Source organism: Methylobacterium sp. 1973, from assembly GCF_040545035.1.
Classification (GTDB): Bacteria; Pseudomonadota; Alphaproteobacteria; order Rhizobiales; family Beijerinckiaceae; genus Methylobacterium; species Methylobacterium fujisawaense.
Genome location: NZ_JBEPLA010000014.1, coordinates 107327 through 125785, shown reverse-complemented (window position 1 = coordinate 125785; position 18459 = coordinate 107327). Strand labels below are relative to the sequence as shown.

The window sequence follows — 18459 nt, the reverse complement described above, 5'->3', positions numbered from 1 at the left end:
ACGATCCGGCGCCTCAGGGGCGCCATTCGGCTCGATGGCTTCAAGGATGGTGCCGCCCGCCGGCGTCAGGGGCCGGGGATCGCCAGGGGGTTGTTGGTGAGCGCCGCGGCGTCCGGCGCGTCGATCCGGGGACGGCCCAGGAAGGCGTCCCAGAGCTGGCGCACGAAGGCGGGATCGAGATCGCGCAGGATCAGCACGAGCCGCGAGGTGTGGTCTGGATCAGGCCAAGCCGGCAGCGTGATCGGCGCGTGGAACACGTGCTGGACGCCGTGGACGACGAGCGGGCGCTCGGGATCGTCGGCGAGGGCGACGATGCCCTTGAGCCGCAGCAGCTTCGGACCGTGGCCGGAGCGCAGGAGGTCCATGAACATCTCGAAGGCGGGGCGCGGCACGGGCGCCGGGCTGGTCAGGCAGATCGCCTGGATCGCGGCGTCGTGGCGGTTCACGTCGGCGTGGTGGCGATCCTGCCCCAGCGCCGCGTCGCCGAGCCAGGCACGCACGTCGGCCGCCTTGCCGTCGAGACCGAACAGACCCCCGAGGAGCGCCTCCGCGGGGGCGTCCGGCGCGACGATCGGGGCGGCCGGGTTGAGCGCCGCCAAGCGTGCGCGGATGCCCGACAGGTCGCCCGCGAGATCGGTCTTGGTCAGCACGATCCGATCGGCGACCGCGGCCTGCCGCAGGGCCTCCGGATGGGCGTCGAGGGTCTCGGCGCCGGTCAGCGCATCCACCAGGGTCACCACGGCCTGGAGGCGGTATCGGAGCACCAGATAGGGATGGTAGATCAAGGCGTGGAGGATCGGTGCCGGATCGGCGAGGCCCGTCGTCTCGATCACCACGCGCCGGAACGGCCGTATCCGGCCGTTGTCGCGCTTGCGCAGCAGATCCTCGAGGGTGGCGATCAGGTCGCCCCGCACCGTGCAGCACAGGCAGCCGGCGCCGAGAAGGATCATGTCCTCGTCGACGGTCTCGATGAGCAGGTGATCCAGGCCGATCTCGCCGAACTCGTTGACGATCACCACCGTGTCGGCGAGCGCGGGATCGCGCAGCAGCCGGTTCAGCAGGGTGGTCTTTCCGGCGCCGAGGAAGCCGGTGAGCACGGTCAGCGGGATGGGCTCCGGGCGACGCGGGTCCGGAGCGGGCACGATGGTGTCTGACATAGGCGGCGAAGTGGGGTGCGTCGGGCTCCGCGGCAACGCGGCGCCACGCCGGACACCCGCGATGGCCTACTCGTCCGCCGCGGCCTTCTTGGCGGCCGGCTTCCTGGCCGGCGCCTTGGCCGCCGCCTTGGCATCGGGCTTGGCATCGGGCTTGGTCTCGCCCTTGGTCGACCCGGACCTGTGGGCGGCGGCCTTCGGCGCGGACTTGGTCAGGCCCTTGCCGGGCTTGGCCTCGGGCATCCCGGGCGTCTCGTCGGCCGTGTAGGCGCTCGCGTTCCGCGGCACGCCGTGACCCGGCTTCGCGGCGACCTTCGGGGCCGTCTTGGCGGCGGCCTTCGCGGCCTGGGCGCGTTCGAGCCGGGCCGCCTGGGCCTGCTTGGCTGCCTCAAGGGCCGCCGCGCGCTTGGCCTTGGCGGCCTCGAGCTTGGCGGCGCGGGTGTTGGCGGCGGCGGCCTTCTGCTCGGCCTCCTGCGCGTCGAGGATGTTCTGGCCTTCCGCCGGGTTGCGGCCGATCCAGACGGCGATCGGCTGAAGCGGCGCCCGCGGCGGCAGGGAGCGGGCCCGCAGGGCAGGATTGGAGAAGGCGGCCAGCGCCAGCGCCGGCGAATTCGCCGCCGAGCCACCGATCAGCTGCGCGGCGGAACCGGGAGCGCTCAGTGCGCCGGCCCCGTCCTCGATGGCCGGCGGCTTCTTGCCGCCGCAGATGAAGGGGCGCATGTCCGGCGGCGCGGACAAGGCCGAGGCCGGGAGCGCGTCGAGGGTCGGGCTCGTCCAGCCGGCGCTCTGGCCGAAGGCGTAGTCGAACAGGTCGGCGGCCTTCACGTCGCGCTCGCGCGGGCTCGGCTGCCCCATCACGATGGTGACGATCCGCCGACCGTTGCGCGTGGCGGTCGCCACCACGTTGAAGCCGCCCGAGCAGATGAAGCCGGTCTTCATGCCATCCGTGCCGGGATAGCGTCCGAGCAGCCCGTTGTGGTTCGCCATCACGGCGCGGCCGAACTGGATCGCCGAGATCGAGAACAGGTCGTGGGAATCCGGGAAATCGCGGATCAGAGACCGGGCGAGAACCGCCATGTCGCGGGCGGAGGTCCATTGCCGCGGATCGGGCAAGCCGTTGGGATTGTACCAGCGGCTGTCATGCATGCCGATCCGCTGCGCGGTCTCGTTCATCAGTGCGGCGAAGTTGTCGACGGTGCCGCCGAGCGACTCGCCGATCGCGTAGGCGACGTCGTTCGCCGACTTGACCATGATGATCTTCAGGGCGTTGTCGAGGGTGAGCTGTGTCCCCGGCTTGAAGCCCATCTTCGAGGGCGGCTCGGCGGCGGCGGCGGCCGAGATGGTGATCATCGAGTCGAGCGAGACCTTGCCCTGCCGCACGAGATCCAGGGCGACGTAGGTGGTCATCAGCTTGGTGATCGAGGCCGGATACCAGGGATCGGTCGGCGCCTGCGCGTAGATCACCTTGCCGGAATCCACGTCCGCCACGAGGATCGGCACCGTCACGGCATTCGCGGCGCCGATCCCGATCAGGCCCGCCCCGAGCAGACCCGTCAGCGCCGCAAACCCGACGGTGACGCGTCGGTAGAGAGAAGAGGACATTCGAGCCCGACTCATCAGAGGATCGCCTGGTCGACGCCGCGGGGCGTCGGTTTTCCGGCCGGCCAGCCGGAGAGCGGCGCAACCCGGCCGGCCGAAAGCGGTCGCCGGACTGCATCTCGGCATGAACGAGTCCACCATGGCAAGAGCAAGGCGAGATCGCACCGCGCGTCTGCTCGGCGCGGTTGTCGGTGGCCCACCGGCCAGGCACGGCTTATGTGCAGTCAGAACGCGGAGCGGACCGCGCGCGGACGTGACTGGGACAGTTGTGGCTTACGCGGTCAAGGAGATTTTCCACACACTTCAGGGTGAGGGCGCCCAGGCCGGCCGCGCCGCCGTGTTCTGCCGCTTCGCCGGCTGCAACCTGTGGTCCGGTCGCGAAGCCGACCGCGCGTCAGCGGCCTGCCGATTCTGCGACACGGATTTCATCGGGATGGACGGGGAGGGCGGCGGCCGCTTCACGGATGCGGCGGCGCTCGCCGACGCGATCGCCGCCACCTGGGCGGGAGGCGCCGAGAACCGCTACGTCGTCTTCACCGGCGGCGAGCCGCTGCTCCAGCTCGACACGCCCCTGATCGAGGCCGTCCACGCGGCCGGGTTCGAGATCGCGATCGAAACCAATGGGACTTTGCCCGCGCCGCCCGGTATCGACTGGATCTGCGTCAGCCCCAAGGGAAGCAACGCCCTGGCGCAGACCTCCGGCCATGAACTGAAGCTCGTCTATCCGCAGGCGGACGCCGATCCGGCGGCTTTCGTCGGGCTCGCATTCCAGCACCGCTTCCTCCAGCCCATGGACGGGCCGGACCGCGCCGCCAGCACGGAGGCGGCGATCGCCTATTGCCGCCGCGATGCCCGCTGGCGGCTGTCGCTGCAAACCCACAAGATCATTGGCATTCCCTGACAAGATCAGCGCAAGACGGGGGACGCCGCTCGACAGTGCTCTTCCCATCGCGCGGAGAATCGGAAACGATCAGCTCTGTGTTTCATCTGCGGAACAGGGCCGTTGAGCGCCGATGGATCTTTCTCACAGCCGCGGATCATCTCCGCGCCAGCGCGGAATGCGCACGCTTCCGAATGCCACGGGATCTGGCCGGTCGATCCCGATCCGCATGTGACGAACCTGTCTGGCCGTCAGCTCTGGCATTTCCGGGGCGGGGTACCGGTGGCGGCCGAGATAAACGAAATCCGCATCGCCGCCGATGACGCGCGGATTGCCCAGCTCGGCATCCGGCGGGACACCCAAGCCCGCCCCTATCCAGCGCGTTTCACCCACGCACCGGCAACCGGCGAGATCCTGCGCAACCCCGCAACCGCCGAGGAGCCGGCCACGCTCGAGATCGACCGCGGCAGCTTGACCGAGCTTCCCCTGCCGAGCGGCGTGCCGGTGCTGCTCCGGGCCGGGCGCCCGGCCGCGCTCCACCTGTTTCAGGAAAACCTGGGCGCCTTGGACACCTGGGACGGCCGGACGTTCCTGCCGCCAGGCCGTCTGCCCGCCGCTGCACCGCGAACCACGCCGACGGCGTCTCCCGCGGGGATCGCCTACACCACCGCCGACGCGCTGGTCTCGGCAGGACTTCCGCAACTCGGTCTCCGCCTCGCCTCCGGCGAAGCGGGCCTGCCGCGCCTGCGCTTTCTCTCCGCTCCGGGCTGGGACGGGATCGACCTCCTCGCCCTGGCCGAACGGGACGGGCGGCTCATCCTGTGCCGCGGCACGGTCGGCTCGGATGCCCTCGCCCTGCTGGACCTCGACAGATCCGCGTCCGGAAGCCGGTTCTCAGGTCCCTGGACAAACCGCCTGGGCGACATGTTCTGGACTGGACCCGACGGGTTCGTCGCGTTCCGGGCGGGCGGCGCAGGCGCGGCTTTCGTCGCTTGGCCGGACGGCTTCGCGCCGATCACCGCGCAGGCGCCGTGGCGCGACCGGGCCGACCAGCACCACCAGCTCGGCATCCTGGAGGGTCGCTGCCACCTCGCCGCAGTGACGCCGGACCGGACGCTCCGCCCCCTGGACGGGCCGCGCCTCGCCGCCGGACCCGTGCCTACTGGGGCGCGGACCGCTTCGACCTGCCCTGGCAGCCGCCGGCCGAGACGCTCACGCTCGGAGCGCATGCGGGCGCTCTCCTCGTTCCGCTGCTGGCCTTGCCCCGCGATACCGTGCTCCTCGCCCTGGACATCGACGCTCCGCGCGCCGCATTCCTCAAGGGCGCCGCTCTCCGCGAACCGGTGATCGGCCACGTCCTGCACCACGCCCACGGGGTTGGCCTTCACCGCCTTCCGATCACCCTGGAGGTGGCGTCACGCGGCGACGCCGACGCGCTCCTGCACGACAACGCGCTGTACCTCTGGACCCGGTCCGGGCGCAGCTGCCACGCGCTGCGGCTTCAGACGGCATGAGGTCGCTTCCGACCCGCGCGGCGCTCGCGCTGCTCGTCCTCTGGTCGCCCCCGGTCCAGGCCGCCGCCCATCAGCTCGTGCTCGTTCAGGATCCCGGATGGATGGAGCCGTTCCTGAGCGCCGAGGGCTCGCAATTCCGGCCCTTCGTCGAGGCACTGGCGGCCGCCATCCGCGTACCGGAGGGCACGATCGCGATCGGGACCTTCGACCAGGACGGTCAGGTTCCCGGGCGCACGTCGCCGCGCAGCCTGCACAAAATGCGCAAATAGGCGCCGCCGGGCCCAGACCGCACCGCCATGACGGCCCTGTTCTCGCTGAACTACTCGGCGCTGAGTCGAGCCGTGCTCGCCACACGCGGGAGTCTGGACTTCGAGGAAGCCGCCGCTCAGGCCGGCTTCGACATGGTCGCGGCCTTCTTCGGGGTCGCCCGGGGCGAAGCCGAGCGCCACCTCCCGACCGTCGATCCGGCGGCCTTCGCGACCGACGCCCTGCTGCGCCTGGTGGATCGGACGCCGCCGGCCCCGCCGGAGGAGACGGCGATGCGGTTCTATCTCTATCGCGACGCGGTGACGGGGCCGTTCCCGCTCTCCGCGCTCGTCGGCATGGCGCGTTCGGGCGCCCTGCGGGCGGACACGCCGATCCATCCGCTCGGGGGAGCGTGGATGCCGGCCGGCGGCCATCCCGAGCTGGCGCCGCCCTTCGTGCCGGCGCCGCCGGACCTGTGACGTCCCGCTCAGCCGGCCATGGCCCTCCGCTGGGCGCGCGCCGCTCGGACCGCCAGGCGGGCGAACCGTCCATCGACGTGCGACGGATCCTGCCCGGCCAGGATCGTGCGGCGCAGGGCGACCAGCGCGGGATCGCCCCAGGCGTCGAGCACCAGCGCGAACGCCGCGTGGCGTCCGGCATCGAACGGGATCGGCCGACCGGGCCGGTCCCGGGCCGGATGCGCCGGATGGAGCGCACCGCAGGGCACCCAGCCCTGCGGGATCGGCGCGGTGGCCGCATGGGTCCGTCCGAGCCGCAGCAGCTGCGGCAGGACGTGGCTCTGCGGTCCGGACCCCGCTTCGGCCGGATCGGGCCCCGGGGCGAAGACCTCGATGCGCCCGCAGCGCGTGATGAAGACCCGATCCGGGTGCGCCGCGAGCGACCGCAGGATTCCCGCATCGCCGGACGCCAGGAGCGGCCGGCCCGCCAGCGCCCGAAGCCTACGGATGCCTTCGGGATCGGCCACCCGCAGGCAGGCATCCACGGCGCGCAGGCCGAGGCCGAGGTCGAACAGGGACGCGGCGCGGTCCTGCGGCCGGATTGCTGCCGCATCGGGACCCAGCTCGGTCAGTACGGTGCGCCCGCCCATGGCACAGGCCGCTTCGGGGAGGCAGAGCGCGACCGCTTGGCTCCAGCCGCCGTTGAAACCGGTCTCGTAGGCGAACGGCCTGAGATCCGGCGGCACCACGAGGGCGAGGGCGCCCCGGGCCGTGACGATGCCGATCCCCCCATTCTCGAGGGGCCGGGCCGCCTCGTCAGGGTCCCGCGCGAAGACGGCGCCGGCTCCGTAGCTGCCGAGGCTCCACGTGCAGGCCGGATCGGCCATTTGGGCCCGCAGAAGGGTCTCCACCGCGGATCCCGGTCCGGCCGTCATCGGCTCCTCGCACGCACGCCACCGCAGCGGGCACGCCTTGACACGGACGGCGAATGACCGGAAGTCGCGGGGCATCACCGAGGTTGTGGTCGGCAAGGCGGGCGCGCGGCCCCGAACGACCGATGCGGAGACGTCCGCTGGACCTCGCGACGGGATCCGCAAGAAGGGCGCTGGCATGGACGTCATCGAGACCGAGATCCCGGACGTGAAGCGCATCGCGGTGAAGCGCTTCGGCGATACGCGGGGCTGGTTCTCCGAGACGTTCCGGGCCGACGCCCTGGCGCGGGTCGGCATCACGACGCCGTTCGTACAGGACAACCAGTCCTTCTCGGCGCCGCAGGGCACGATCCGCGGGCTACACTTCCAGATCGCGCCCCGGGCCCAGGCCAAGCTGATCCGCGTGCTCCAGGGCGCGATCCTCGACGTCGCGGTCGACATCCGCAGCGGGTCGCCGACCTACGGAAAATACGTCGCCGTCACCCTCGACGCCGAGACGGGCGATCAGCTCTACATCCCGCACGGCTTCGCCCACGGCTTCTGCACCCTGACCCCCGACGTCATGGTCGCCTACAAGGTCGACGAATACTACAGCCCCGAGCACGACCGGGCGCTCGCCTGGAACGATCCCGAAGTCGGGATCCCGTGGCCGGTCTCGGGCGAGGCGGCGATCCTGTCCGACAAGGATCGCCGCGCCCCGCGCCTCGCCGATCTCGGACAAGTCTTCTGAGCCGCGCGGCCCGGCCGCAATTTCGTCACGCCGGCCAGTCTTACGCTGCCCGGCTATTCCGTTTCTGACCTATCCGAAGAGGTGACACGCCATGCGCATCCTGGTGACCGGAGGCTGCGGCTTCATCGGCTCGGCGCTGGTGCTGCACCTCGTCAACGATCTCGGCCACGACGTCTGCACTCTCGACGCGATGACCTATGCGGCCAACCCGGTCTCGCTGGCGCCGCTCGCCGACAACCCGCGCCATCGCCTGGTCGAGGCCGACATCTGCGACCGCGCCGCCGTGCAGAAGGCCTTTGCCGACTTCAAGCCGCAGGCGGTGATGCATCTGGCCGCCGAGAGCCACGTCGACCGCTCGATCACCGATCCGGGCGCCTTCGTGCGCACCAACGTCATCGGCACGCAGACCATGCTGGATGGGGCGCGGGGCTATTACGAAGCCCTGCCGGAGGCGGACAAAAAGAGCTTCCGGTTCCTCCACGTCTCCACCGACGAGGTCTACGGCTCGCTGCCGCCGGACGCGTTCTTCACCGAGGAGAGCCGCTACGATCCGCGCTCGCCCTACTCGGCCTCGAAGGCGGCCTCCGACCACCTCGCCCGCGCCTGGCACGAGACCTACGGCCTGCCGGTGCTGGTGACCAACTGCTCGAACAATTACGGGCCGCGGCACTTCCCCGAGAAGCTGATCCCGCTGATGATCCTGAACGCCCTGGAGGGGAAGAAGCTGCCGGTCTACGGCGACGGCCTGAACGAGCGCGACTGGATCCATGTGGAGGATCACGCCAAGGGCCTCGTCGCCGTGCTGGAGCGCGGCCGGATCGGCGAGACCTACCTGCTCGGCGGCCGGGCGGTGCGCAACAACCTCGCGGTGGTGAAGGCGCTGTGCGCGGCCTTCGACCGGCTGCGTCCGCAGAACGCCCCGCACGAGCAGCTGATCAGCTTCGTGGCCGACCGCCCGGGCCATGACCGGCGCTACGCCATCGACTGCACCAAGGCCGAGGCCGAACTCGGCTGGCGCCCGCAGAAGACCTTCGAGCAGGCGCTGGTGGAGACCGTCGCTTGGTACTTCGCCAACGAGGGCTGGTGGCGCCCGATCCGCGAGGGCCGGTACAAGGGCGAGCGCCTGGGACTGAACGGCTGATGGACATCCTCGTCCTCGGCGGCGCGGGCCAGGTCGGCACCGAGCTGCAGGCCCTGTCCTGGCCGGACGGCGTCCGCGTGCACGCACCGGGCCGCGCGGATCTCGACATCACCGACGCGGACGCCGTCGCGGCGGCGCTCGCCGCGCGCGACTACCGGGCGGTGATCAACACCGCCGCCTACACGGCCGTCGACAAGGCCGAGTCCGATGTGGTCGCGGCGTGGCGCCTCAACGCGCTCGCGCCGGCGATCCTGGCGGCCGCCACGGCGTCGCGATCCATCCCGCTGGTCCACGTCTCGACCGACTACGTCTTCGCCGGCACGAAGCCCGACGGGGCCTACGCGCCCGACGCACCGATCGACCCGCAGAGCGTCTACGGCGCCAGCAAGGCCGCCGGCGAGCTGGCGGTGCGCACCGGCAATCCGCGCCACGCCATCATCCGCACCGCCTGGGTGGTGAGCCCGCACAGGGGCAACTTCGTCAAGACGATGCTGCGGCTCGCGGCCGAGCGCGATGCCCTGACCGTCGTCGACGACCAGCACGGCTGCCCGACCTCGGCCACCGACCTCGCCGCCGCCCTCGCGACGATCGCGCAGCGCATGGCCGGGGATGCGGACGCTCCCACTGGCACGTTCCACTGCGTGAACGCCGGCGACACCACATGGTGCGGCTTCGCCGAGGCGATCGTGGCGGGCTCGACCCACCGTGGCGGCCGCTCGGTGCCGGTCAAGGGCATCCCGACTTCCGCCTATCCGACACCGGCCCGGCGGCCGGCCAATTCGCGCCTGTCCACCGACAGCCTCACGGCCGCTTACGGCATCGCGCCGCGGGCCTGGCAGGCGGCGCTCGACGACATCCTGGACCGGCTCGTCGGGCCGGTTTCAGAGGGAGTTTCCAAGCCATGAAGGGCATTGTTCTGGCCGGCGGATCCGGCACGCGCCTGCACCCGGCCACGCTGTCGATCAACAAGCAGCTCCTGCCGGTCTACGACAAGCCGATGATCTACTACCCGGTCTCGGTGCTGATGCTGGCCGGCATCCGCGAGATCCTGATCATCTCGTCGCCGGAGCACCTCGACAATTACAAGCGCCTGTTCGGCACCGGCGAGCAGTTCGGGCTGAAATTCTCCTACGCGCTGCAGCCGCGGCCGGAAGGCCTCGCCCAGGCCTTCGTCATCGGGCGCGACTTCGTGGGCGACGACGACGTGGCGCTGATCCTCGGCGACAACCTGTTCTTCGGCGCCGGCATGGGCGAACTCCTGGATCGCGCCGCCGCGCGCAAGCAGGGCGCGACCGTCTTCGCCTACCACGTCGACAACCCGCAGGCTTACGGCGTGGTCAACCTCGACAAGGCGGGCCGCCCGACCAAGATCGTCGAGAAGCCGCAGAACCCGGAATCCACCTGGGCGGTGACCGGCCTGTACTTCTACGACAATCAGGTGCTCGACATCGCCGCCGACGTGAAGCCCTCGGCCCGCGGCGAGCTGGAGATCACCAGCGTCAACGAGGCCTACCTGCAACGCGGTCAACTGCACGTGGAGCGCATGTCGCGCGGCTATGCGTGGCTCGACACCGGGACCCACGACAGCCTGCTGGAGGCGAGCGAGTTCGTGCGCACCCTGCAGCACCGCCAGGGCCTGCAGGTCGCCTGCCTGGAGGAGATCGCCTACCTCCAGCACTTCATCGCCCGCGACCAGCTCGTGGCCCGGGGCGAGATGTTCGCCAAGACCGCCTACGGGCAGAACCTGCTGCGCCTCGCCCGCGAGAGCGAGGACGACCTGCGGCTGCGTCGCGGCAAGTAGCCGGAGTGCCCTCGGTCGGACGCGCCTCCTATTTCGGAGCGCATCCGATGCAGATGCCCCGCATGATCCGATCGTTCTGCGCCTCGTTCGGCGTGAGCGTGCGCCGGTCGTCGGGCGTCGCCGCGCCGGCCCCCCGGCTCGGCGGCATCACACGGCCGAGAGAGGAGGTGTTCGGCGCGGTCGCCGTCGAGGCGGGACCGCCGCCGGTGCCGGTCTGAGCCTGCGCCGCCGCGGCGCTGGCCGCCAGGATTGGCAGGAAGATCGCGAGGCCGAGGGTGGTGAGCGGTCGGGTCATCTGTCTGGAACTCCGTGCCGGGCCATAACGCGGGTGTGACCATCCGGTTCGACCCCACGGGCCGATCCCTACCTTTGTTCGCCTTTGCAGAACCGATGCGGCGCCGTATCAGGAGCCGCGTTCCCGCAGCCGACATTCTGAAGCGTCGAAACCCGGAGCCGCCGCGACGATGCGGGACCCCAACGCGATCGACTTCTGGCGCGGCTTCGCCCTGATCACGATCTTCATCAACCACATCCCCGGCAACACCTTCGAGCGCTACACCTTCTCGCAATACGGCATCTCGGACGCGGCCGAGCTGTTCGTGTTCCTCGCGGGCTGGTCGATCGGCATCGCCACACGGGGTCGCGACGGCAACCCCGAGCCGCCCGGACGGAGCGTGGTGCGGCTGCTGGCCCGCACCGTCGAGGTCTACCGGGCGCAGCTCACCGTCATGCTGCTGGCGCTGGCGATCATCGCGGGCGCGGCGCTGCTGCTCGACAACCCGCTCATCCTCGAATGGCACAATGCCGGCGGCTTCTTTGCGGACCCGATCCAATCGGTCTGCGGCATGGCGCTGCTGACCTACCAGCTCGGCTACTTCAACATCCTGCCGCTCTACGTGCTGCTGATCGGTATCGCGCCCGTCTTCGTGCTCGTCGGGCGCGTCAGCCTGCTCGCGGCCCTGGCGCTCTCCGTGGGCGTGTATCTCGCCAGCCTCATCTTCGGCTGGAACCTTCCGTCCTGGCCGGGGGAAGGGGACTGGTTCTTCGATCCGTTCTGCTGGCAGCTTCTGCTCGTACTCGGCTTCGTGCTTCAGGGCTGGAACCTGCGCTCCGATATCCTGCGCCGCTGGGCGCGACGCCTGTTTCCGATGGGCGTCGTCATCGTTCTCCTCGGGATCCTGCTCGCGGTGACGGAGATCCGCCCGGATCCGATGCTCGTTCCGGAGCCGCGCCTGCTCTTCACGTTCGAGAAGACCTACCTCACACCGGCCCGGCTGCTTCATTTCTTGGGGGTATTGTTAGCGTTTGCGCCCCTTTACAGGGTACTCGCCCCCCGAATCGGTCGCATTGTCGGTTATCTAACTCAGATGGGCCGGAACTCGCTGGCTGTCTTCTCGATGGGTTCGATCCTGAGCCTGATCGGGCAGCTCGTGCGTTTCCAGACTGGCGGCGGCGTGCCGATCGATATGCTGGTCGCCGGCTCGGGCCTCGTCGGGCTGGGGTTTACGGCATGGTTCGTCGAATGGCGCAGCCGCAGCAGATCGTCGCGACCGCGGACATGATGCGGGCGGGATATCCTGTGCGCCCATCCCGGGCCGTCCGGACCGGTGCCGCCGGCGGGCTCGCCCCGGCGCTGGCCACCTGGATCCTGACGGCCAGCCTGTGCGGCATTCCGGGCGTATCGGCCGCGGCGGAGCAGCCCACCATTCCAGCCCCGGGCGATCCAACCCTCTCCTTGGAGTGCCGGGTTCCCGGCGCACAATTGTACACCGTGGCCCAGCTCGGCGCCGTCAAGGCGGCGCTGGCGGAGAACCGCCCGCTCAAGATCCTGGCGATCGGCGGCAGCGCGGCGCCCGGGGCGTCCGCCTCCTATCCGGCCAAGCTCGAAGCCGCCCTGGAGCACGCTCTGCCGAAGGTCGACGTGACGATCGACCATCGCGGCCTTCCGGGCGAGATCGCCTCCGGGGCCGCCGAGCGCCTGCGGACCATGGTGGCCGAGGCCGAGCCCGACCTCGTGGTCTGGCAGGTCGGCACACACGATGCCATCGCCCGCGTCGACGTGGACGCCTTCGCGAGCGCGCTGGCCGAGGCCGTCGGCTGGATCCGCTCTCACGAAATCGACGTGGTGCTGGTCGACCCGATCTATACCGCAAGCATGGCGGCCGACGTCGACTACAACCGGATCGTCGAGGCGGTCCGCACCGTCGCGACCCAGCAGGGCGTGCCGCTCGTGCGACGCTACGAGGCGCTGCATTACCTGTCGAGCCGCACGGACAAGGGCGAGGGGCACATGCTCGGCCGCCAGTTTCGGCTCAACGATCTCGGGTTGCGGTGCATGGCCGAGCATGTCGCCCTGACGATCGCAACCTCCCTGATGCGGACCGAGACGCCGAAGGAACCCAAGGCGGCCCCGGCCCAGCCGCCCTTAACCGAGCCGCAACGCGCCCCGGGCTAGACCGGACGGCCAGAGATCGGCCTCCCGCCGAGTTCAGGACGGGCGCGGAGCGCGTAGTGTCAGCCACGGCTCTCCCTCTCCGCGCGTTCCGGCACCTCCGGGCTCTGAAGACCGGTCCCCAGCGGGCGGCCCTCACGGTCTTCGCGATCCGCGTGGGGGCAGCCGGCTTCGCCTACGGCGCGCAGGTGCTCGCGGCCCGGATGATGGGCTGGGACGCCTACGGGATCTTCGCCTCGGTCTGGGTCTGGACCGCGATGCTCGGCCATACCCTGACCCTTGGCCTGTCGCAGGGCGCCTGCCGCTTCGTGCCGGGCGATCAGGCGCAGGGCGATCTCGACCTCGCGCGGGGCTATATCCGGGCCGGCGCCCTGGTGACCGGCGGTGCGGCCCTCGCCATCGCGGGGCTCGGTGCGGCCCTGCTGATGCTCGAACCGGACCTGTTCGCCCCGGCCTACTGGGCCCCGATCGCGGTCGCGCTCGGCGTGATGCCGCTCTTCGCGCTCCAGGATTACCTCGAGGGCGTGGCCCGCAGCCAGAACTGGGTCGGGCTCGCCATCGCGCCGCCCTACCTCCTGCGCCAGACCCTGATGATGGGCTGCATGATCGCGGCGATCCTGCTCGGCGCGCCGCCCCGCGCCGAGGTGGCGATGGCCTGCATGCTGATCGCCGCCGCCGGCGCCACGGGCCTGCAGGCTGCCCTGCTCGCCGCGCGGCTTCGGCGGAGTCTGCCGGCCGGGCCGCACCGCTACCGGTGGCGGGCTTGGCTGGGGACGAGCCTGCCGATCGCCGCCATCGACCTCGCCAATGCCGGCTTCACCTTCGTCGACGTCATCGTGCTCGGTGCCCTGGTGAGCCCGGCGGAGGTCGGGGTCTACTTCGCGGCGACGCGGATCCAGCAATTCGTCGTGTTCGTCCACTACGCCGTCAGCGCGGCGACGCTCCAGCGCTACAGCGCCGCCCAGGCACAGGCCAACCGCTTCCTGCTCGCCGAGCTGGTCCGCCGCCAGGGCCGCATGACGGCAGCCGCGACGCTCGTGGTCGGCGGCGCGATCCTGGCCGTCAGCCCCCTGCTGCTCGCCATGTTCGGCCCGGGACTCGGCGCCAGCGTGCCGATCCTGTGCATCCTGATCGCCGGCAGCGTCGGAGCGAGCCTGTTCGGGCCGGGAGAGGACCTCCTCACCATGCTGGGTGGCGAGCGGCTCTGTGCCGGCATCACCGTGGGGAGCCTCGTCGCCGCCGCAGGTCTGTGCCTCGCCCTGGTTCCGGCCTTCGGGACGCTCGGCGCCGCCATGGCGGTGGCGCTCGCGACCATGGGCCGGGCCGCCCTTCTGGCCCGGGCCGCCGGGCGGATTCACGGGCTGCCGACCCCGGTCTGGGCCGCCGGGATGGCCCGATGACCGCGGCGAACCCCCTCCGCGCGCCCTCCGACGTCGCGTTCGCGCTGACCGACGCACCGGATCCCGTCGCCTGGGATGCGCTGGTCGCAGCGAGCACCGCCCCGCATCCGCATTTCGCGCGGCACGTGATCGATGCCCATCGGGCCGCAGGACTCCTGTCGGCCGCTCTGCGCTATGTCACGGTCCGCCAGGGAGACCGGCTCGTGGCGCTGCTGCCGTATGCGCCGACCCGCGACCTGTGCGGCCTCGGCAGCCGGATCCTGCGGCCGTTCCTCTCCCCCTACGTGACCGCCACCGCGCCGCTGATCGCCGACGGCCCGGACCGGACGGCCTATGCGCGGGCGCTGGTGGCCGGCCTCGAGGCGGCTTCCGGCGGCCGGGCGTGGCGCTGGCCTCTGCTGCCGACCGGAGAAGGCGCCGTGCCGGACATGCTGGCGGAAATGCGCCGGCGCGGCTGGGCGATCGGCACGGTGGCGGCCTTCGACCGGCCGGTCATGGACCGGCGCGCCGACCAAGCGGCGTTCCTCGCCGATCATCCCAACCGGGCGCGCTTCAAGGATCTGCGTCGCCGGGCGCGCCGTCTGGCAGAGACCGGCGCCGTCGCCCATGTGAGCGCCGCGAGCGGACCGGACCTCGCCCACCTCGTTGCGGCATTTCTCGACCTGGAGCGCGTCGGCTGGAAGGGAAAGGCCGGCACCGCCATGGCCTGCCGCCCGGAGAGCGCCGCGCTCGCCCGCGCCCTGTTCACGGCGACCCCGGGCCCGGTCGGCGTCCGGGCCGATGCGCTGACCCTCGACGGGCGGCCGATTGCCGTCAGCCTGGCCCTCGTCACCGGCGGCACCGCGACCCTGCTGAAGACCGCCTACGACGAAGGCCTGCGCAGCCACGCCCCGGGCCTGCTGCTGGAAGCCGAGATCGTGCGGGCCTGCCACGAGACCGGCTTCGCCGAACGCCTCGACTCGGCGACGTTGGACGGTTCGGCTCTGGAAAGCCTCTACCGCGACCGGACCCCGATCGCCGAGATCATCGCCGTTCCGCCCGGTCGGCAGGTGATCTCCCTGGAGCGGCGACTCCGGCTCGCCCGTTTCGAGCGGGACGCGCGCGCCGCCGCCAAGCGGGCGCTGCGGCGGCGCTAGATCGGCGCGGCGCAGGTCGCACCCACAGGCGCCCTGCGGAGATTTGCGAGCGCGATCTCCGGTCATCCGCCCCGGGAAGGCCGGTGACGGCGCCCGTGCTCCGCGCGCAGGCCGGCCCGGCGGCGTGTCCGAGCCAGGGCGCCAGGGCGAACTGCGCGTTGCCCGCGACCGCATCGGTCGTATTCTCCATTTCCGGTCCGCCGCACGGATCACCTGCCGGGCGACCACCGGACCGGCCCTGGGGTTTGGCGCCGGGTGGCCATGCCGCGGGAGGACCGGCAGCCGGGCCGCTCGGAACCGCGGCCCGGTCGCGTCGGGCGATCAGCGCGGAGGAGGCATCATGGACGACTGGAAAGCGGGGCTCCGGGCGGAACTGCGGGCGATCGACATCGCCACCGGCGACGCGGCTTCGGCGCAGCTGCCGGACCTGCTGCGACGCCTGAGCCGACATCAAGCCGGGCTGGGTCGCAACCCTGTCCTGTCCCTCTATCGCCAATGGCGCATCCGGAGCCTGGCGCGGGCCGTGGCGGACGCGCGCTGGCACGTGGAACAGGGGCGCCGCGCGCGCCTCGGCGGTCTCGATCCGCGGTCGTGAGAGGGTGCGGTCAGGCCGCGGCGGATCGGCCGGCCGCGCCGCGACCCGACCGCGGCGTCTCACTCAGGGTCTTTAACCCGGGGCCTGCCGCCGCGAGGGGGACCGGCGGATCCAAACGGTCGGCCGGCACGGCCGGCAGGCGCACGAGGACGATCGTGCCCACCGTTTCCTCGGAACGGATCCGAAGCGAACCGCCATGCAGCTCGACCATCGAGCGGGTGATGGCGAGGCCCAAACCCGATCCCTTGTGGCTGCGGGTCATCTGCGTCTCGACCTGGGTGAAGGGCCGGCCGAGCCGGTCGAGATCGGAGCGCGGAATGCCGATGCCGTTGTCCTCGATGTACAGATGCGTGCACGCCCCGGCACGGCGCGCGCGCACCGCGACGCGCCCGCCGGCGGGCGTGAACTTCACGGCGTTCTGCAGGAGGTTGGCGAGGATCTGCCGGATCGCCTGCGGATCGGCTAGCAGGTCCAGCCCGGACGTCACGTCGACGCTGACGGTGATCGCCTTCTCGCGGGCGGCCGGCTCGACCGGGGCGAGCGCAGCCGTGATGGCGGCCTCCGCCGAGATCGCCTTCGGGATCAGCCGCACCCGCCGGGCCTCGAGGCGGGCCATGTCGAGGATGTCGTCGATCATGGACAGCAGATGCGAGCCGCTCTCGCGGATGTCGCGGCAATATTCGGTGTAGCGCGGGGTGCCGAGCGGGCCGAGCACGGCATTCTCCATCACGTCGGCAAAGCCGATGATGGCGTTGAGCGGCGTGCGCAGTTCGTGGCTCATATTGGCCAGGAATTCGGCCTTGGCCTGGTTCGCGGCCTCGGCGACTGCCTTCTGGTCGAGATAGCGCTCGGCGAGGTCGGCGAGCTGCTGGGTCTGAAGCTCGAGGGTCCGGCGGGACCGTTTGAGGTCCTTCACGGTCTCGATCAGTTCGCGCTCGGACGCGAGGAGCTGCTCCTGATTGCGCTTCAGGCTGGTGATATCGGTCCCAACCGAGACGTAGCCCCCATCCTTGGTGCGCCGTTCGCTGATCTGCAGCCAGCGGCCATCGGTGAGTTCGGCCTCGAAGGTCCGGGCCGCCATGCTGGTCAACGCCATGCCCGCCTCGGGTGATTCCCGACGGACCTGAGGCAGCACGCCGCGACCCATCACGTCCGTGTAGCTTCGCCCGGCCTGCGCATCCTCCGGGCTCAAGGCGTGGAGGTGGCGGAACTTGGAATTGCACAGGACCAGCCGATTGCCGGTATCCCAGAGCACGAACGCCTCCGAGATCGCCTCGACGGCGTCGCGCAGGCGCATGTCGGCCGCCGCGTTGGTCTCTTCGAGGGCCCGCTGTTCGCTGATGTCGGTGGCGATGCCGACGAGGTGGCGGCCACCATCGGCGGCGTCGGCCACGACCTCGGCCCGGGCACGCAGCCAGACATAGGCCCCGTCGGCGCCGCGCATCCGGAAGGCGTGGTCGATATGCGTCTGATTGGCGGCGAGCCCCCGGGCGAGGCTGTACAGGTCGCCATCATCGGGATGGACCAAGCCGTTGACGTCGCCGAACGAGAGATACTCGTTTTGTCGCCGGTAGCCGAGCAGCGTGTACATCGAGTCGGACCAGTAGATCCGGCCCCGGGCGATGTCCCAGTCCCACAGCCCACAGGCACCCCGGCGCAGGGCGGTCTCGAGGCGACCGCGGATCTGCTCGCGGGCGCGGTCGGCCCGGGCCGCCTGACGGGTCTGCAGCCCGTAGGCCAGTCCGACGCCGACGATCACGAGGGCGGCGGCGGCGATCAGGACGATCTGGTCGCGGGTGCGGGCGCTCCAGCCACGCAGCAGCGGCTCGATGGGCTGCAGCACCGCCACCTGGCCCGCGCCGCCCGGGAGGCTGTGCATGGCAGCGAGCACGCTCTCGCCCCCGGGGAGTTCGAGGGCCATGGCGCCTGCGCGCTCGCCGAGGCCGGAGAGCGGCTCGCTGTCGCCGAGGACGGCGGCGAGCGTCGTCCGGTCGGCGGGCAGCGGCGGATGGGCGGCGAGAATGCGGGTGTCGGGGCGGACCACCAGCAGGCGGCGGCCGGGATGCCGTTCGCTCTCCGGCATCAGCGCCCGCAGGTCCTCCGCCACGGTACCGGTCGGGTCCACCGCCCGGGCGGCCAGACGGGCGAAGCCTTCGACCTCGGCCCGGGCACCGGCCAGGATCTCGGCCCGCTGGCCCTGGATGTGAAGCGCCGCGAGCCCGACGAGGCAGGCCAGGAACACCGCCAGCGTCCCCGGCACGGCGTAGCGCAGCCAGCGTTCGGCTTGGCCGAGCCGCGGATCCCGGGTCCGCATCGGCCAGGAGATCGTGAGATTCGAATCCGCACGCGCGGAGAAGGAAGCGGAAGCCGCCTCCGGCATGGCCGAACCTCACCCGTGGGAACAGTGATCCGGTACGGGCG

General features: G+C 71.3%; 19 protein-coding genes. 14 read left to right on the top strand and 5 right to left on the bottom strand.

Features of this window, described 5'->3' with window-relative positions:
- Window positions 1-65: 65 nt before the first annotated feature.
- Together ABIC70_RS23235 and ABIC70_RS23230 are read right to left on the bottom strand one after the other, a co-directional pair.
- Window positions 66-1157 carry a CobW family GTP-binding protein gene (locus tag ABIC70_RS23235; RefSeq protein WP_354441322.1) on the bottom strand — a complete coding sequence of 364 codons (1092 nt, stop codon included), beginning with the start codon at window positions 1155-1157 and terminating at the stop codon, window positions 66-68.
- Window positions 1158-1223: 66 nt separating this feature from the next.
- Window positions 1224-2756, bottom strand: coding sequence for a D-alanyl-D-alanine carboxypeptidase family protein (locus ABIC70_RS23230; RefSeq protein ID WP_051044599.1), 1533 nt, complete (start codon window positions 2754-2756; stop codon window positions 1224-1226).
- A gap of 265 nt (window positions 2757-3021) precedes the next feature.
- Here ABIC70_RS23230 and queE point away from each other — a divergent pair, with 265 nt between their 5' ends.
- The 5 genes from queE (at window position 3022) to ABIC70_RS23205 (ending at window position 5872) form a co-directional block, all read left to right on the top strand.
- Entirely contained in the window at window positions 3022-3654 is a 633-nt protein-coding gene (gene queE, locus ABIC70_RS23225; RefSeq protein WP_043345774.1) for a 7-carboxy-7-deazaguanine synthase, read from the top strand.
- Between the two features lie 210 nt (window positions 3655-3864).
- Window positions 3865-4980 carry a hypothetical protein gene (locus ABIC70_RS23220; RefSeq protein ID WP_354441320.1) on the top strand — a complete coding sequence of 372 codons (1116 nt, stop codon included), beginning with the start codon at window positions 3865-3867 and terminating at the stop codon, window positions 4978-4980.
- A complete protein-coding gene (locus ABIC70_RS23215; protein ID WP_236952939.1) occupies window positions 4977-5147 on the top strand; it encodes a hypothetical protein in 171 nt (56 codons plus the stop codon). Before ABIC70_RS23220 ends, ABIC70_RS23215 begins: the two co-directional genes overlap by 4 nt.
- On the top strand, window positions 5144-5416 hold the full coding sequence (locus tag ABIC70_RS23210) for a hypothetical protein (RefSeq protein WP_354441318.1): 273 nt from the start codon (window positions 5144-5146) through the stop codon (window positions 5414-5416). Before ABIC70_RS23215 ends, ABIC70_RS23210 begins: the two co-directional genes overlap by 4 nt.
- A 27-nt stretch (window positions 5417-5443) precedes the next feature.
- Window positions 5444-5872 (top strand): DUF4339 domain-containing protein, encoded by a 429-nt coding sequence (locus ABIC70_RS23205; protein ID WP_354441316.1) that lies wholly within the window; start codon window positions 5444-5446, stop codon window positions 5870-5872.
- An 8-nt stretch (window positions 5873-5880) separates the two neighbouring features.
- On the opposite strand, the gene ABIC70_RS23200 is transcribed toward ABIC70_RS23205, so the two are convergent.
- Complete coding sequence (locus ABIC70_RS23200) at window positions 5881-6786, bottom strand: DUF6925 family protein (protein ID WP_354441314.1); 906 nt, start codon at window positions 6784-6786, stop codon at window positions 5881-5883.
- Between the two features lie 175 nt (window positions 6787-6961).
- Here ABIC70_RS23200 and rfbC point away from each other — a divergent pair, with 175 nt between their 5' ends.
- The 4 genes from rfbC to rfbA all read left to right on the top strand — a co-directional run bounded on the left by rfbC (window position 6962) and on the right by rfbA (window position 10455).
- Window positions 6962-7513 carry a dTDP-4-dehydrorhamnose 3,5-epimerase gene (gene rfbC / locus ABIC70_RS23195; RefSeq protein WP_043345777.1) on the top strand — a complete coding sequence of 184 codons (552 nt, stop codon included), beginning with the start codon at window positions 6962-6964 and terminating at the stop codon, window positions 7511-7513.
- 91 nt (window positions 7514-7604) lie between these two features.
- The gene (rfbB, locus tag ABIC70_RS23190; RefSeq protein WP_354441312.1) at window positions 7605-8654 is read left to right on the top strand and encodes a dTDP-glucose 4,6-dehydratase; all 1050 of its coding nucleotides are present in this window, start codon (window positions 7605-7607) and stop codon (window positions 8652-8654) included.
- The gene (gene rfbD, locus ABIC70_RS23185; RefSeq protein ID WP_354441310.1) at window positions 8654-9559 is read left to right on the top strand and encodes a dTDP-4-dehydrorhamnose reductase; all 906 of its coding nucleotides are present in this window, start codon (window positions 8654-8656) and stop codon (window positions 9557-9559) included. The genes rfbB and rfbD overlap by 1 nt, the downstream gene beginning before the upstream one ends.
- A complete protein-coding gene (gene rfbA / locus ABIC70_RS23180; RefSeq protein ID WP_354441308.1) occupies window positions 9556-10455 on the top strand; it encodes a glucose-1-phosphate thymidylyltransferase RfbA in 900 nt (299 codons plus the stop codon). The genes rfbD and rfbA overlap by 4 nt, the downstream gene beginning before the upstream one ends.
- Before the next feature lie 28 nt (window positions 10456-10483).
- Here rfbA and ABIC70_RS23175 read toward each other — a convergent pair whose 3' ends face one another.
- A complete protein-coding gene (locus ABIC70_RS23175; RefSeq protein ID WP_051044598.1) occupies window positions 10484-10750 on the bottom strand; it encodes a hypothetical protein in 267 nt (88 codons plus the stop codon).
- Between the two features lie 169 nt (window positions 10751-10919).
- On the opposite strand from ABIC70_RS23175, the gene ABIC70_RS23170 reads away from it, so the two are divergent.
- From ABIC70_RS23170 to ABIC70_RS23150, 5 genes are all read left to right on the top strand, one after another.
- Window positions 10920-12017 (top strand): OpgC family protein, encoded by a 1098-nt coding sequence (locus ABIC70_RS23170; protein WP_043350697.1) that lies wholly within the window; start codon window positions 10920-10922, stop codon window positions 12015-12017.
- Window positions 11978-12910, top strand: coding sequence for an SGNH/GDSL hydrolase family protein (locus ABIC70_RS23165; RefSeq protein ID WP_436266296.1), 933 nt, complete (start codon window positions 11978-11980; stop codon window positions 12908-12910). The genes ABIC70_RS23170 and ABIC70_RS23165 overlap by 40 nt, the downstream gene beginning before the upstream one ends.
- A gap of 56 nt (window positions 12911-12966) precedes the next feature.
- Complete coding sequence (locus ABIC70_RS23160; RefSeq protein ID WP_179696690.1) at window positions 12967-14307, top strand: lipopolysaccharide biosynthesis protein; 1341 nt, start codon at window positions 12967-12969, stop codon at window positions 14305-14307.
- Window positions 14304-15443 carry a GNAT family N-acetyltransferase gene (locus tag ABIC70_RS23155; RefSeq protein ID WP_354441305.1) on the top strand — a complete coding sequence of 380 codons (1140 nt, stop codon included), beginning with the start codon at window positions 14304-14306 and terminating at the stop codon, window positions 15441-15443. The genes ABIC70_RS23160 and ABIC70_RS23155 overlap by 4 nt, the downstream gene beginning before the upstream one ends.
- Before the next feature lie 340 nt (window positions 15444-15783).
- Window positions 15784-16038 carry a hypothetical protein gene (locus ABIC70_RS23150; RefSeq protein ID WP_043757611.1) on the top strand — a complete coding sequence of 85 codons (255 nt, stop codon included), beginning with the start codon at window positions 15784-15786 and terminating at the stop codon, window positions 16036-16038.
- Between the two features lie 10 nt (window positions 16039-16048).
- On the opposite strand, the gene ABIC70_RS23145 is transcribed toward ABIC70_RS23150, so the two are convergent.
- Window positions 16049-18418 (bottom strand): PAS domain-containing sensor histidine kinase, encoded by a 2370-nt coding sequence (locus ABIC70_RS23145; protein ID WP_043384266.1) that lies wholly within the window; start codon window positions 18416-18418, stop codon window positions 16049-16051.
- Window positions 18419-18459 lie beyond the last annotated feature (41 nt).